The sequence below is a fragment of the Yoonia sp. genome, assembly GCF_046498525.1.
Taxonomy (GTDB): Bacteria; Pseudomonadota; Alphaproteobacteria; order Rhodobacterales; family Rhodobacteraceae; genus Yoonia.
In genome coordinates, this window is the sequence record NZ_JAWOAN010000099.1 from 1 (window position 1) to 14,156 (window position 14,156).

General features: G+C 57.4%; 14 protein-coding genes and 1 pseudogene. 7 read left to right on the top strand and 8 right to left on the bottom strand.

The features are described from left to right. Window positions 1-711 precede the first annotated feature (711 nt). Window positions 712-1,170 carry a hypothetical protein gene (locus tag R6T97_RS07065; RefSeq protein ID WP_410348590.1) on the top strand — a complete coding sequence of 153 codons (459 nt, stop codon included), beginning with the start codon at window positions 712-714 and terminating at the stop codon, window positions 1,168-1,170. Window positions 1,171-1,263: 93 nt separating this feature from the next. Here the strand turns inward: R6T97_RS07065 and R6T97_RS07070 are convergent, their stop codons facing one another. Then, window positions 1,264-1,782, bottom strand: coding sequence for a glycoside hydrolase family 5 protein (locus tag R6T97_RS07070; RefSeq protein ID WP_410348591.1), 519 nt, complete (start codon window positions 1,780-1,782; stop codon window positions 1,264-1,266). 173 nt (window positions 1,783-1,955) lie between these two features. Here R6T97_RS07070 and R6T97_RS07075 point away from each other — a divergent pair, with 173 nt between their 5' ends. The 6 genes from R6T97_RS07075 to R6T97_RS07100 all read left to right on the top strand — a co-directional run bounded on the left by R6T97_RS07075 (window position 1,956) and on the right by R6T97_RS07100 (window position 7,612). Beyond that, window positions 1,956-2,468 (top strand): GAF domain-containing protein, encoded by a 513-nt coding sequence (locus R6T97_RS07075; protein ID WP_410348592.1) that lies wholly within the window; start codon window positions 1,956-1,958, stop codon window positions 2,466-2,468. 144 nt (window positions 2,469-2,612) lie between these two features. Next, entirely contained in the window at window positions 2,613-4,547 is a 1,935-nt protein-coding gene (locus R6T97_RS07080) for a PP2C family protein-serine/threonine phosphatase (protein ID WP_410348593.1), read from the top strand. A 3-nt stretch (window positions 4,548-4,550) separates the two neighbouring features. Then, window positions 4,551-4,892, top strand: a complete 342-nt coding sequence (locus R6T97_RS07085) for an STAS domain-containing protein (protein WP_410348594.1) — start codon at window positions 4,551-4,553, stop codon at window positions 4,890-4,892. A 3-nt stretch (window positions 4,893-4,895) separates the two neighbouring features. After that, window positions 4,896-5,339 carry an ATP-binding protein gene (locus R6T97_RS07090; protein ID WP_410348595.1) on the top strand — a complete coding sequence of 148 codons (444 nt, stop codon included), beginning with the start codon at window positions 4,896-4,898 and terminating at the stop codon, window positions 5,337-5,339. 181 nt (window positions 5,340-5,520) lie between these two features. Beyond that, window positions 5,521-7,230 (top strand): glycosyltransferase, encoded by a 1,710-nt coding sequence (locus tag R6T97_RS07095; protein ID WP_410348596.1) that lies wholly within the window; start codon window positions 5,521-5,523, stop codon window positions 7,228-7,230. After that, window positions 7,217-7,612: a hypothetical protein gene (locus R6T97_RS07100; protein WP_410348597.1), complete on the top strand. Its 396-nt coding sequence runs from the start codon at window positions 7,217-7,219 to the stop codon at window positions 7,610-7,612. Before R6T97_RS07095 ends, R6T97_RS07100 begins: the two co-directional genes overlap by 14 nt. A 55-nt stretch (window positions 7,613-7,667) precedes the next feature. Here R6T97_RS07100 and R6T97_RS07105 read toward each other — a convergent pair. The 7 genes and pseudogenes from R6T97_RS07105 to R6T97_RS07135 form a co-directional block, all read right to left on the bottom strand. Continuing rightward, window positions 7,668-8,607, bottom strand: a pseudogene (locus tag R6T97_RS07105) (IS5 family transposase). Between the two features lie 248 nt (window positions 8,608-8,855). Then, entirely contained in the window at window positions 8,856-9,779 is a 924-nt protein-coding gene (locus R6T97_RS07110; protein ID WP_410348598.1) for an isoaspartyl peptidase/L-asparaginase family protein, read from the bottom strand. Further along, complete coding sequence (locus R6T97_RS07115) at window positions 9,776-10,675, bottom strand: polysaccharide deacetylase family protein (protein ID WP_410348599.1); 900 nt, start codon at window positions 10,673-10,675, stop codon at window positions 9,776-9,778. The genes R6T97_RS07110 and R6T97_RS07115 overlap by 4 nt, the downstream gene beginning before the upstream one ends. After that, window positions 10,672-11,421 carry an SDR family NAD(P)-dependent oxidoreductase gene (locus tag R6T97_RS07120; RefSeq protein WP_410348600.1) on the bottom strand — a complete coding sequence of 250 codons (750 nt, stop codon included), beginning with the start codon at window positions 11,419-11,421 and terminating at the stop codon, window positions 10,672-10,674. Before R6T97_RS07120 ends, R6T97_RS07115 begins: the two co-directional genes overlap by 4 nt. Continuing rightward, window positions 11,412-12,431 carry a ketopantoate reductase family protein gene (locus tag R6T97_RS07125; RefSeq protein WP_410348601.1) on the bottom strand — a complete coding sequence of 340 codons (1,020 nt, stop codon included), beginning with the start codon at window positions 12,429-12,431 and terminating at the stop codon, window positions 11,412-11,414. Before R6T97_RS07125 ends, R6T97_RS07120 begins: the two co-directional genes overlap by 10 nt. Next, the gene (locus tag R6T97_RS07130; RefSeq protein WP_410348602.1) at window positions 12,428-13,129 is read right to left on the bottom strand and encodes a creatininase family protein; all 702 of its coding nucleotides are present in this window, start codon (window positions 13,127-13,129) and stop codon (window positions 12,428-12,430) included. The genes R6T97_RS07125 and R6T97_RS07130 overlap by 4 nt, the downstream gene beginning before the upstream one ends. Continuing rightward, window positions 13,126-14,127: a GntR family transcriptional regulator gene (locus R6T97_RS07135; RefSeq protein WP_410348603.1), complete on the bottom strand. Its 1,002-nt coding sequence runs from the start codon at window positions 14,125-14,127 to the stop codon at window positions 13,126-13,128. Before R6T97_RS07135 ends, R6T97_RS07130 begins: the two co-directional genes overlap by 4 nt. Between the last annotated feature and the right edge of the window lie 29 nt (window positions 14,128-14,156).

Below are 14,156 nucleotides of genomic sequence, written 5' to 3' on the forward strand. Positions count from 1 at the left end.
ATATAACTTAGGAATAGGACCCCATCGATGGGGTCCTATTCCTAAGTTATATAGTCGAAATTGCTTCAAGGGCTCTGAGGGCAAGTTCAAGAGTGTTTCTGTCAGGATTGACCAATAAGCCGTAGCGTGAATCATTCGTTTTGCAGATGGCAAATGCAAGGGTCTGGTGCTGGGAAGATCACGGTACAAAATGGAAACGGCGGATTGGCCAGTACCTCGAGCGGATGCATGCTTTGCACAAGACTCCCAAAAGAAAGCCAAAAAAGAATGGCCGAAGGCGGCGGATCCAACGTACCGTTGGCTGGAAAATCCAGGAGCAGGCCTTGCTTGCGACCAGATTTGACAGGGGGTGTTGAGAGGGGCCTTTGCCCCTTCAGTTTGGGGGTTTTGAAAGGGGGAGCGCAGCATCTCCCTTCACCAGAGAGACATAAAAGCAGGCCCTTGGCCGGTGTTATGTCTAGCAGGTTATTGGAGAAGCACGCCTCATAAGAAAAGTAGAAGACCAAAATATCGCAAATAAGGGTTTTGTACTTTCGCAAGGTTCAGTGATTCAATCGGGATGAAACATGAAATCCTTGCACCTCTTTCCGCTGACGCCAAAAGCAACCCACGCGCTGCATCAGTCCGCATCCTCGCCAAGTCATTGCCGCGTGCTTGCGGGCAACGCCGGCATGACATGCGCAACCGGTCTCGAAGGTCGCGACCTACGCGGTGGTGGCAGAGCTGCAGGATATCACGGCCGAAGTGATGCAGACCTATTGTCCCGATATTGAACGGGGGCACAAAAAATGGAACCGGATCGACAAGGGCGCTGATTATGCTGATACGCTTAACCGGTCGGTCAAACAATTGCATCAAGACTTGCCGCAAGAAATATCGGCAAGGCAGGCAGAGTTGCAAAGGCTTGTCGGCGAGGTTGAAGATTTGCAGAGCTCTATAGCGAAGACACAGCGTCAACCGGCCAATATGGGAAAGCGTCGCGACAAGACGGCCCAGCAGGCAAAGCAGATCGAGGCGGACGAACGTGATGCGGCGCACAGCGCGCGCGTCAAGGACTTCGTTGACAGCACGGTTGCGGAAAACGCGAAGATTGCGCAGGGGCAAGCCGCTCTTGCTCAAATGCAAAAAACGCATGCCGAGCAACTGCGCGATGACCACGTCGATTGCTGATGCGTGAAGGAGAAGGGATCAAAATAGTGGAATGTCAGCGCAATCCGCGGACCAAAATTCGGCAGATTGAGCATCTCATCGCGGTTGTTCATATTACCGCCCCAAGGATGATCCACCTGTCGGGGTTGGCTTCGCGGATGATTGGCAGCACTTTTGATAAAGTTCGACGGCGCGCTGCGTTGTCATGTGCTTGCGCGGCTCGTTCAACAGCTCGAAAATCAGCCTGTCATCGTGACCTGCAAATCGTTGCGCCAGTTCGGTCCAAATCGCGAGAAATACCGGTTCGCAGGTGTTGGGGTCAATCATCAACTGGTCAAAATGATGCAGGTCGAGGATAACCGACAGGTTGTGCTCATGTGTCCGATTGATCACCTGTTCGACTCGCGCCAGAAATCCGGGCCAGATCGTCCCGTTCCAATGAGACCCGAAACGCACAGGCAGGCGGATTGTGTCGAAACCGGCGCCTGCAATCCAGTCGAGGTCAAAAGTGGAAATGGCCGGAGCCCAAGCGCCTTCGAAAGGTGCGTCGAGTATATTGCCAAGGTTGACGCATCGGTGAACGGGGATATCATCCGTATGAGAGACCACCGCGGTCGGAACTGCGCCGATCACTGACGCTATGCTTGTTGACAGGTAGAACGCCAGCGTCCGCGCTGTAGCATGGCATTGGGCGGTGAAAAAAACACCCCGCAAGGTCCATTTGTTGACAATCGCGCTTAAAACGATACTCCTTGTTTTGGTTGTTATATTCACCTCTGCAATTGTGTGGAAAGATAAGGCCCATAATGACGGAGACGCCGCTTTATCCAGTCGGTCCTGAAGAGGCGAGACGCCTGCGGCTTTTGCAAACTTCCGGTTTTGCAGATTCTGTAAAGACACCAGAGCTTGACTTGATCTGCGAAGAGGCCCGGTCGAGTTTCGGCACGAAGTTTGCGTGCGTCACCCTGCTGACAGAGGGTTTGCAAATCCTCAAAGGGCGTGCGGGCATTGATATCGACAGCACACCCCGAGATGTCGCGTTCTGTAATTACACAATTTTAAACGATGATGTTTTCATCGTCCTTGATGCGACCACGGATGATCGTTTTCGTAACAATCCGCTAACTGCGGGGGAACCGTGGATTAGGTTCTACGCTGGGGCCCCGCTGATCTATGTAAACGATATCCGGCTTGGTGCCTTTTGCCTGTTTGACACGTCTCCGCGTACAGATTTCACACTCGGTGATCAGGCGGAACTGGTGGAATTTGCTGAACGTACCTCGCATAAGCTGATCAAGCATTTGCGATCGACCGGCTGAACTTGCCTGTTTCTGACACACGGCAGGTGATTGTATCTTTTTGGACAGGTAGTAATCAAAATTGTCTTATTTTGGACACTGGGCCGCTACAGTAGAGCCATAACGTTAGCACAGTATGATGATGCCAGCTCTTAAGGTCTCGTCATGAATATCGGCAATACCCTCGCAATCCTTTTTTCGACATTCGGGATGGCGTTGATTGCTTTGCTTGTGCCGCAAGTGCAAAGTTCTTATCGCCATTATTACGACACCAGCGATCAGATTGTCGTAGATCAGGCGCGCAACGATGTCTTTGAGGCAGTGTTGGCGATATCCGAAGGCCGCGCCGCTGTTGCGTTGCTGACAATCCAAGGTGTGGAAGAGGCCGACCTACTGGAAGACATGTCAGCCGCCGTCGGTTTCCTGAAGCGCGCGGCGGAAACAATCATAATGTCGGAAAATGCGGTCCTGCAGCCGTTGTCTGGACCGCTGGAAGAACAGACCGCCCGATTGTCTGACGAAGTTGCAAAGCTAACGGGCATTTTGGGCGCGGGTGATCCGGGTGACGTCGCCGCCGCAGTATTCCTTCAGGATAAAGTTTTCGCCGATTTGCAACGCGAGACACTTTTGGTCCGCCAGAAAATCTTGCAAGAAATCGGAATCCCCGACACGACGATTGCCGCTTTACAAGCGATCCGGACCTATATTTTCTCGGTCAACAATACGCTGAATAACGACCTTGTTCTGATCATTCCCGCCGAGCAGGCCACAAACGTGCCTTCTGACCGGAAGATACAGAGCAGCGTTGGTCGCATGGACGCCATCAATCAGTTTTTTGCCGACGTTGTAAGCGCATACAGAAATGACGCTCCTGTGGTTGCCAGCGATCTCTTCGATCACCTTAATGCCAACTATCTTCCAGCGCTTGCGGCTTATGCAGATGCAGTTGCACAAGACACAAACGTGGCTTCGGCGCGGCTTGACTGGGCCCAGGCGCTGGATGAGGCCGATGGTCGGATCAAGCGGACCACGGCGAGACTGTTCGAGTTGTCGCAAGCGCATCTGATCTCCGAAAGTGAGACCGCGCGGGCGCATTTAAGTAGTTTGCTGTCGTGGACAGCCTTTGCCGCGCTGATGTTCGTGCTGTCCATTTATCTGGTGACGCAGCATATCGTGAGGCCCTTGCTTTATGTGCAACGCAAGATCAACGACATTGCCACAGGACGGCTTGAGCCGATTACCAGACGACGGCTTTTACTGCGCGATCTCAATTCTGTCATTGACGCATTGCGCGCTTTGCTGATTTCCGCCCGTCGACGCGAGAGACTGACCGTAGAACGTCTGACCCTGAACGAGCAGATCGTTGAAGCGCATGCGACTTTGAAAAACGAGGTCGATGCGGCTGCAAAGGTGCAGCTGTCTTTACTGCCTCGCCCTGAAGATATCGGGCATATCAAGTTTTCGACCCTGTTTCAGCCATCGCATGTCGTGGCCGGTGATACCTACGATTACACCAGCCTTTCCGATACCCGCGTCGGTCTTTTCCAGATCGACGTTGCGGGTCACGGGGCTGCGGCTGGGCTTGTTTCCATGGCGGCGCATGTCAGCGCAAGACGCGCCTTGCGCAGTATCAAGCCAGGGATCGACCTCGCGAAGGCGGTCCAGACGCTCAACACCCATTGGAGCCCGGATCTGACTTATTTCACTGCGCTTATGGTAGAATTTGATGCAAGCACCCATGTCGCACGCTTGGTTCAGGCGGGCCATCCGTATCCGGTGCTGATGCGAAAGGATGGGTCCGTGTTCTGCATCGGCAAGGCCGGTTTGCCGATCGGAGTGATCGACGATGCTGAATATGAAATGATCGAATTTACTTTTGACCACGGCGACAGATTGCTTGTGTTTTCCGATGGCATCTATGAAAATTTCAACGCTAATGGGGAAATATATTCGGAAGACCGGCTGATCCAGCTATTGCGCGATAATGAAGCGTGCAGCACCGACGACTTAGTTGATATTGTTAAAGAGGCAGTGGTTTCTTGGAATGAAACAGGGATTCCGTCGGACGACGTCAGCCTTGTGATCGCGGAAAGGATATAACCGATGTTGCAATATTCTGAAAGAAAGGACGATTCGATTCTCGTCCTTGAGATTACGGAACAGCGGTTAGAGGCCAGCAACGCGCCAGATTTGCGCGATCTTCTGGTGGGGCGGATCGAAACCGGCAATGAACAGATCGTGCTTGACCTGCAGCAGGTTGCTTTCATGGATAGCTCTGCCCTTGGTGCGCTGATCGGCGGGATCAAGAAGATGCGCGGCCTCGGAACACTGGCTGTGTCGGGGGCAAATGGCCCAGTGCTGCAACTGTTGAAACTCACACGAATGGATAAGGTTTTCCCGCTATATACTTCGATCAACGACGCCGTAACAGAGTTGAAAGGATAGCGTATGGACCCGAGTCCTTCACAGGCATCTTGGACGCTTGAACGTGATCTGCGAGAGGTTCAGTCGGTGGCGGTGCCGGTAAAGAACCTTGCAACGCAGTTTCTGGATGCTGAGGGCGCTGCTGCTGTAGAGCTCGCTCTGGTTGAGGCGGTGACGAACGCGATCAAACACGGCAGCATCAACGGACGTGACACGGGCCAGATCATTGTAAAGGCAAAAGTAGACGAGGGACGCTTTGTCGTCGACGTCGTCGATACCAAACCCGTTGTGCCCGAGGATGCGCTGAATCGCGCCCGCAGTCGCGGTGCGTCTTTCGATATCGACGATGTCGCCGGATTGGAAGAAAGCGGCCGTGGTCTTTCGATCATGGTTCTCGCGATGGACGAGATCATCCTGAGCACTGCCAATGACAAATACATCCTCAGCATGGTGAAATACATCACCTGATCCAATGATCTGGAAAGCCGGAATTTTGCCGTCACAAACGCCATCACCCATGGTTACACGCTTTGAACGACAAGAACCTTGGCAACATGCGAACCATGGTGCGTTGCACATCTTCATCTGGCAGTTTCTCGCCACATCAAGCCTTGTTTTCGGAATCTGGTATCTATGGTGGCGTTGGAGCATGTCTATCAACTGGGATGCGGCATGGCTGTCACTACCCTTGGTAATCGCGGAAACGGCGGCATTCGTCGGCTTGATCTTGTTTACAATCAACCTGTGGTCGCCACAGTCTCCTAAGTCGGCGGGCTTGCCTGTTACGGTGTCTGATACGGTGGACGACAAACCGCCACAGGACCGACCGCTGATTGTCGATGTGTTCTTCGCCACCTACAGAGAGGATCCGGAGCTTGTCCGGCTTGGCGTCCGTGATGCGCAAATGATGACCTATCCGCATCCAATCGACCTACGGGTGCACGTACTGGACGATGGGCGCTGCCCCGAAATGGCAGCAGTCGCTGCGGCTGAAAACGCCAATTACATCACCCGCCCTGACAATATCGGTTATAAGGCAGGTAATCTGCGCAATGCGATGGACCATACGATCGGGGACTTCGTGGTTATATTTGATGCCGATACTCGCCCGTTCGCAAATTTTCTGACCGAAACTCTGGGCTATTTCTGCGACTCAAAAGTCGCATGGGTCCAGACACCGCAATGGTTCTGGGATGTGCCACCCGGCAGACCGCTGCCCGCCGTCCTGCAGCGGCGTATGGGCCGTTTTGGCGGCTGGCTTGGGTGCCGGATCGAGGGGCTTGTCGGTCCGATCCGCATCGGCGAGGATCCGTTCGGCAATGACCCGCAGCTATTTTATGACTTTGTCCAGCACCGGCGAAACTGGGCCAATGCGTCATTCTGTTGTGGTGCAGGTTCCATCCACCGGCGCGAGGCGATCATGGAAGCCGCGATCCGGTCCTGGACCGCCGAGGTGGCCAGCAGCGCCGATCAGGCGGAACGGATGGCGCAAGCGGTTACTGGTGAAACACATCTATCGAAAATCGTCCAGGCAGCCGCGCGGATCAGCCAAGCGCGAGAAACTGAATTCACGCCGTTCAAACTGCACGTCTCCGAGGATATCTATACTTCGATCGCACTGCACAGCGATCGCGACCGCGGTTGGAAATCGGTCATGCACCCCAAGGTCGTCTCGCGTATGTTATCGCCCAACGACTTGCTGAGCTGGACCATCCAGCGATTCAAATATGCTGGCGGCACTCTGGATATACTCCGTAACGATAACCCCCTTTGGCGGCGCGGACTGACCGTCCCGCAAAAGTTGATGTATGCAATGACGTTCTATTCTTATCTATCGCCTTTGTGGAACGTCGTCTTTCTGATTGCGCCGATCATCTTCCTGTTCTCCGGCGTCGCGCCGGTGGCGACCTATTCGCTCGATTTCTTTCTTCACATCATCCCCTTCCTGCTTTTGAACGAACTGGCGCAGATGATCGGTCTCTGGGGCACTCCAGTGATGAAAGGCCGACGCTGGTACCTTGCGATGTTTCCGCTGACGCTGAAGGCGCTATGGTCGGTGGTGCGCGGACAGAAAATCGGCTTTACAGTCACGCCAAAAGACCGCGCAGCGGGCCGGTATGTCAAGCTCGTGCGCTGGCAGGTCGTGCTTTTTGTCTTCAACCTTGTCGCGCTTGTCTATGGCTGGGGCACGTTTGCTGCTGGCGTGGCCGGCTACACTTTGGGCGCGATGATTGTGAACACATTCTGGAGCGCCAACAACATGATGTCGCTAGGCCTGATCATTCGCGCCGCATTCTGGCAGCCGGATCCTGCATTCGATTTACCTGTCATGGAAGGCTATCAGCATGATGAAACATAGCGGCTTGCACGCGGCGCGCGGTCAGATCGCGTGGATAATAGCACTAATCGTATCGACAGCGATTGTCGTAAAGCTTGAACAGCTGGAACTGGGTTCGCGACTTTCCGCACTGTCATCGAACCCACTTGCCCAGACCGAGCTGACGGCGGATATCATACTGGAACAGGCGCGGCTACGTGCCGCTGACCCCGCAAATGCCGCAGTGACCGACCAAGTCCACCTGCTGATCGCACTATCACTTGCGGGAACGCTGGAAGGCGCCGATCTTGATGCGTTGACCGATGAAGCTGCGCGCACCATCGCAGCCATCGAACGCATAGCGCCGTCCGATCCTGTACTCTTGGATGCGGTCGCCCTATGCCGGAGCGTGTTTAGTTTTTAGGGGTTTTGTTGCGCAAATCCGTCGCTGAACGGACTTCCCCTTTCCTCGGACACATTTATCCCGCGGTTTTCGTGACGGGTATGCCGAGCGCGGTATAGCCGTTCATGATGGCAAGGCGGACTTGGACCTCGGCGACTTGTCGGTCGAAGTCCCGCGCCATGAGGCGTTGCCGAAGTCGTTTCATGCAGTGCATCTTTGTCTCGAAGCGACTTTGGCGGTGGTATCCGCTCCAGTTTCGCCAGATCGCGCGACCCAGGTATTTTGATGCCCGCAGGGTCTCATTACGCGCGATGGCGCCCGCCGTGGTCGGTTTCCATGGTTTAGCATTTCTGCGGGGTGGGATGATGGCTTGGGCACATCGATCTGCAATAGCATTGTGGCGATTGCGCGTGTCGTAGGCACCGCCGGCGGTCATACTGCCGATCTCCTCGTTGGACGGGAACTGGGCCCGAAGGTCGGGCAGCACCGGTGCATCGCCAATGTGGTTCCCGGTGGTCTCGACCGCTCGGATCTCCAGCGTTTGTTCGTCGACCCCAAGGTGAATTTTGCGCCAGACGCGCCTCTTGGGCCTGCAATGCTTGCGCGCATGCCACTCACCTTCACCTTTACACTCGACCTTGATGCCGGTGCTGTCGACCAACAGGTGCAACGCGCCCTGCGGCACACGATAAGGAGTGTTCATAGCGAGGGTTTTCTTGCGGCGCGACAGAGTGCTGAAATCCGGCACCATCCAGTCCAGCCCGACCAGACTCAGCAAGCTTTCGACGAAGCCCGTCGTCTGCCTGAGCGCCATCCCAAAAGAGCACTTTCATCGTCAGGCATGTCTGAACAGCGGCACTGCTATCGGTCGGTTGTCGCCCGCGCTTGCCGGTGGGCGCAGCGTCCCAGCACATCTCAGGATCGAACCAAATCGTCAACGACCCCTGGCGCTGGAGCGCGTCGTTATATGCGGGCCAGTTCGTAGTCTTGTAGCTCGGGCGAGTGGGTTTGCTCATGCGCTTCCGCTATCACGCTAGATTCACGAGATGAATCCCCCACGGTCTTTGTGCAACAAAGCCAGCGCGATCTGAAATATTAAAAATCCACGAACAACGGCTGACCGTGACGATTGCCTATCCGGACGGGTCGCATGACGAAGGCACAAAGCCTGCACGGAGGTAAATACCGACCCCGATCTGCCTGAGCCTTGTGGACAAACCAGTCGTGGTCCACAGGGTCCAGGCAGATTGAGAGATCAGACGTCTCAGCGATAAATGAAAGTGCTGAGGGGCGTGTCGTGACCGACCATTCCACGATACATGCCCTCGCAGTTGAACGGCATCCCGATCCGGCCCTGTGCGTCGATGGCTATGACACCGCCTGACCCGTCGTTTGGTGCCAGATCATGCATGACGACGTGTTCTGCCGCCGTTGTCACTGGCTCGCCCAGATGACGCATTCTTGCCCCAATCTCGGCGGCTGCCGTCCAGCGTGTGAAAATCTCGCCGTGCCCGGTGCCCGAAACCGCACAGGTTGCATCATCAGCAAATGTGCCGGCTCCTATCACGGGGGTGTCACCGACGCGTCCGGGCGCCTTTGCGGTCATACCACCGGTCGACGTGGCAGCCGCGACATGCCCGTTCGCATCGCAGGCGACCGCACCGACGGTGCCATGACGGCGTGCAGGATCGTCGTCCTCTTCTCCCTTGGCGCGCATGTCCAGCGTGTTCTGCAATGCATCCCAGCGGGCTTGCGTGAAAAAGTAGGCTTCATCCTCGAACGTCAGGCCGGCGTCGCGCGCGATCCGCAAGGCGTTCTCGCCGATCAGCATGACGTGATCGGTTCGCTCCATGATGGCTCGCGCGGCAAGGATGGGATTTCGTGGCCCGAAAAGCCCTGCTACGGCCCCCGCGCGACGGCTGGCACCATCCATCACGGCAGAGTCCATCTCCTGCTTGCCGTCCGAGGTGAAGACAGCGCCACGACCCGCATTGAACAACGGCTCGTCCTCGAGCGCACAGACCGCCGCAGTCACCGCATCGAGCGCATCACCTCCGTTTTTCAGAACCGCCTCTCCGGCCTCCAGCGCACGGGCAAGACCTGCATGGTAGGCGACTTCGAGTTCCGGCGTGAGATTCGATTTCAGAATCGTTCCGGCGCCGCCGTGCACGGCAAGGGCATAAGTCATATCTTTCCTTTCAGTCCTGCCGTTCGCGCGCAATAGCGGGCTATGTCGGCATGTGTGGCGACCCAACAGTCACCTTTGGTGGCGATGCGCTCGAGAAGCGTTTCAAGAATGAACATGCGGCTGCGGTAGCCAATGACATGCGGATGCATCGTCAGTAGGAACAGACCTCCATCGGCGTGGGCGCCCTCGAATTCGCGGATAAAAATGTCGAGCACGGCCTCGGGCGACGTATAGGGGCGTTGGGCCCCAAAGCGGTTCATCATGAAATAGACCGCGTCGTCGCGGATCCATTCAACGGGCAGTTCGACTATACCGGTCGGTTCACCCTCGGCCACGATCTCGTAGGGGTCATCGTCCGCGAAAAGCGAGCTGTCGTAGATCAGCCCCAGTTCCTGCGCGATGGCAAGTGTGTTTGGGCTGTAGTCCCAGGACGGCGTGCGCATCCCCACTGGCCGGACGCCTGTAACCTCCTCCAGCGTGTCGGCGGCGCGGAACATCAGGTCTCGCTCAACGGGGCCGTCGAGGCGCGAGTTGACCTCATGTATCCATCCATGCAGGCCAACCTCGTGACCCTCCTGCACCAGTTCGCGCTGCTCATCCGAATGCAACAAGGCGGACACGGCGGGGACGAAAAAGCTCGCCTTGTAGTCATGCCGGTCGAGGGCGGCACGGATGCGGGGAATGCCGCGACGCGCACCGTATTCACCCCATGACAGGCGCGCGGGCGACAGTCCGCCATCGCGCAGTTCGTTCGTTTCGTGATCGCTGTCAAAGGAAAGCGCCACAGCGCAGCGCGCACCGTCCGGCCATGCCGCAGGCTTGAGGTTTTGTCCGGCACGCACCTGTCCGACCAGATTGCGCCAGGTGGCTTCGTCCCATTCATGCGGCTCGCTCATGTGTGCCCTCCGTCGACCGAGAGGATCTGTCCGGTGATCCAGCCTGCTCGGTCAGAGGCAAGGAAGGTCACTGCGTCCGCGATATCATCCGCACGGCCCAGCCGGCGCATATGGATGCCCTGAATGATCTGCTCTTGCCGATCCGCGCCGAACGCCTCCCATTGGCGTTCGGTCGAGGGGTTTGACAACACGAAGCCGGGTGCGACGGAATTGACCGTGACCCCATGCGGGCCTAGTTCCAGCGCAAGCTGGCGGGTCAGACCGACCAGAGCGTGCTTGGCCGACGCATAGGCTTGGATGCCGGTCAGGGTCGGCCGCAGCCCCGCGCCTGATGATATGGTGATGATCCGACCACTGCCGCGCGCCTTCATGCCCGGTGCCACCGCCTGCGCGCACCACATTGCCGCATCAACATTGGCGGCGAAAATCGCGTTCCAATCGTTCTCGCTGATCTCCTCGATCGGGCGACCGGTCTGCCCGCGCACCCCGCCGGCAGCCGTGACAAGCCCGTCGATGCGTCCATGCCGGGTCTCGATTTCGGCCATCACGGCACGCGCGCCGTCGCGGCTGCCAAGATCGGCGGAATGGGTCGTGGCGGGATCGGCGATCCGGTCCAGACCTGCGGCATCAATATCGATGGCGGCGACGGTTGCGCCCACCTTTGCAAGTGAGGCAACGATTGCTGCGCCGATACCTTGCGCCGCACCGGTGACGGCGAAAACCCGGTCTTCAAGGTTCAGATGCAAAGCGGCACCATCAGGTTGACGAGATCGGGCGACTGCCCGCGGCGTCCTTCCTCGATGTCGTGAATCAATTCTACCATGCGGGCCAGCGTAGGTGTCGCGATGCCATGCTTGCGGCCAAGGTCAACCAACAGCCCAACTTGCGCGTCCACTTCAGTGCGCCGTTTGCGTACGGCAAGATCACGCCAAATCCCCGAATGGGTCTTGGCGGTGTGACGGTTATGTTCGACCATCGCATCAAGCGAGGCCTTCATGCCAGCGGGATCAGCCGTGCGGAAGGCCTCCGGATCGAACCCGTTGAACCCCAGCGGCTTGATGTTCTGCGCGGCAGCAAGGCGCATCACCTCCTGCCCGAGGGCCTGATATACGGGCCTGTCGTCCGGGCGAGCCATCGCATCTGACATGGAAAGCGGTGTAAGGGCCGTTGCGAAAAGCAGGGCACCGTAGCCCAGCTTGCCCCAAAGGTATCCCCATATATTGTCGGTCAGCACGGCGTCTGGCTCGACGATTTGCAACAGCGCATGACAGGATCGGGCGCGTTCGGTGATCTGTCCGTCGAGTTCGCCCACCGCAACGGCAGCGCGGTTGCCGTAGAGAATACGGCCCGGCTCCAGCCAGTCGGCACCGTAATTCACGAAGCAGCCGACGGTGTTTTTGATCCCGATACGCTCGGCGATCGCGATTTCGTTCAATCCGTTCTGGGCCGACAATACAAAGCCATCGGGTGCAAGGTGTGGTGCCAGCATGTCGAGCGCACCGTCGGTGTGGTGCGCCTTGACAGCTAATACGATGCAGTCGAACTGGCCCTTCAGCTCGGAAGGTGTGCTGGCCGGAAGCACTTGGGTAAAAGCTTCGACAGGACCTTCGATAGCAAGACCTGTTTCGCGCATGGCTCGGACGTGGTCCTCGACGATATCCACCATGTGCACGGCATGGCCAGCGCGAGCGAGGTAGGCGCCAAGGATGCCTCCGATGGCACCGGCGCCCCAGATCAGGATCGGCTTCTCGGTCATGACCAGTCCCCTTCCAGCTGTGCGCGCGTTTCGGCGACTGCGACGGACCAGAGCCGGTCGGTATCCGCGTCGGGCTTCTGATAGTGACCGCCGTAATTACCATCCCCGATCAATTCGCGCACGGCTGCTGCATTCCTGTCGCGCAGCTTGTCGAAAGGCACGAACGGCTTGCGGTCTTTCGGTAATTCGCGCCCCGGCAAGCGAGTCCACGGAAAGTTTTCCATCCACGAGGCATGGCTTGCGACCGGGTCGATCTCTTGCACGCAAGCCCAGGTTTCGGGGGCACGCCACCAATCATGGAAACGGCAGCGCGCGCCATCATGTGCTTCCATCCATTCCATGGTGACCGGCTGCACTGGGCTGTTACCGCCATGACCGTTGACGATGAGAATGCGCCTGAAGCCTGTCGCATAAAGGCTGTCGAGGATATCCCGAACAAGGGCCGCATAGGTCGCAAGTTTGAGGGACACGCTGCCCGGAAAAGCCATGAAGTATGGCGTGAGACCGTATGCCACTGCTGGAAAGACAGGTACGCCCAAGGGTTCAGCTGCATCGGCGGCGACGGTTTCCGACAAGATCGAATCGACAGACAATGAGAGATAGGCATGCTGTTCGGTCGAGCCCAGAGGCAGGATGCAGCGATCATCGGTTTCGAGATACTTTTCGACCTCGAACCAGTTACTTTCGGAAATTCTCAAGGCGATGCTTCCTCTCGGTCTGATAAACGCCCGCGACAGGCGTCGATCGCCGGCAGCAGGTCTGTTTCTATGGCGTGACTGTCCGGCGTATGCCGGTATTCGATTGCGATCTGGTCCGGACGCAGGTCCTTGCGCAGATCCTCGGCGCCCGTAGAATGGATCAGGACGTCGGTACGATCCACGACGGTAGACAGGTCATCATCGTCGTAAACTGCAGAGGTGACGCGGGTGATATGCGGGGCGAACCGCAGAATTCCGGCCCGCATCACCGGAAGGAACTCGGGGAAATACGACACCACGGCAACCTGCGCCTGCGGCGAGATCGCAGCTAGCGCGACCCGCGTCGGCTCATTTGGGATAAGCGTGATCCCGATGATGGGCAGACCCGGGAAATAGCTCTGCGCCTCGACACTCAATGTGCGCGGCGCGACGATCAGGCTTATGCCTTCGGGTCGGTCACGTGCAAGCTGTTCGGTGGTGCGAGCCAGGATTTCGTCTCCGGGACGCAGGTAGGGACGGATGTCACCGGCGTACGCTTCGGTGGCGTCATGGAAGGTGCCCAGCATGAGGACACGCACTTGCCCCGGTCGTTCGGGCGCAGTGGAAAGGCGGTAAGCCAGCTCTGCCCGTGACAGTCCGGCCTCCTGACCGAGACGCACCAACTCTCCGATCCTCCGTTCGATCTTGCGCAGCGCCTGCGCCTGATGCTGCGACACGCCGCCATCGACGACGAAGGTTCCGTTGCCGACACGCCCCATCACGTGCCCTGCCTCTTGCAATACGGCGTAGACATTGCTGACCGTGACCGGGGACAAACCAAGGTGTTGCGCAAGACGCCGCACCGAAGGCAGCTGTGTGCCCGGGGGGATGTCGCCCGAGGCAATTCCATATTCCAGCGCGCCACGCAGTTGAACCGACACGGACACCGAAGAGCTCCGGTCGAGCCCGAGCGCAAGACGGGCAAAGATGTTTTCAAGATTTGGCGCTTCTGAATTCATACTGTATCATTGCCTAATAACACTTTGTC

What these genes read in the sequence shown, in the direction of transcription:
- R6T97_RS07115 (WP_410348599.1), bottom strand. Translation starts at nt 10,675, where the DNA reads ATGAGCGAGCCGCATGAATGGGACGAAGCCACCTGGCGCAATCTGGTC.
- R6T97_RS07075 (WP_410348592.1), top strand. Translation starts at nt 1,956, where the DNA reads ATGACGGAGACGCCGCTTTATCCAGTCGGTCCTGAAGAGGCGAGACGC.
- R6T97_RS07095 (WP_410348596.1), top strand. Translation starts at nt 5,521, where the DNA reads ATGTCTATCAACTGGGATGCGGCATGGCTGTCACTACCCTTGGTAATC.
- R6T97_RS07135 (WP_410348603.1), bottom strand. Translation starts at nt 14,127, where the DNA reads ATGAATTCAGAAGCGCCAAATCTTGAAAACATCTTTGCCCGTCTTGCG.
- R6T97_RS07110 (WP_410348598.1), bottom strand. Translation starts at nt 9,779, where the DNA reads ATGACTTATGCCCTTGCCGTGCACGGCGGCGCCGGAACGATTCTGAAA.
- R6T97_RS07080 (WP_410348593.1), top strand. Translation starts at nt 2,613, where the DNA reads ATGAATATCGGCAATACCCTCGCAATCCTTTTTTCGACATTCGGGATG.
- R6T97_RS07085 (WP_410348594.1), top strand. Translation starts at nt 4,551, where the DNA reads ATGTTGCAATATTCTGAAAGAAAGGACGATTCGATTCTCGTCCTTGAG.
- R6T97_RS07125 (WP_410348601.1), bottom strand. Translation starts at nt 12,431, where the DNA reads ATGACCGAGAAGCCGATCCTGATCTGGGGCGCCGGTGCCATCGGAGGC.
- R6T97_RS07090 (WP_410348595.1), top strand. Translation starts at nt 4,896, where the DNA reads ATGGACCCGAGTCCTTCACAGGCATCTTGGACGCTTGAACGTGATCTG.
- R6T97_RS07100 (WP_410348597.1), top strand. Translation starts at nt 7,217, where the DNA reads ATGATGAAACATAGCGGCTTGCACGCGGCGCGCGGTCAGATCGCGTGG.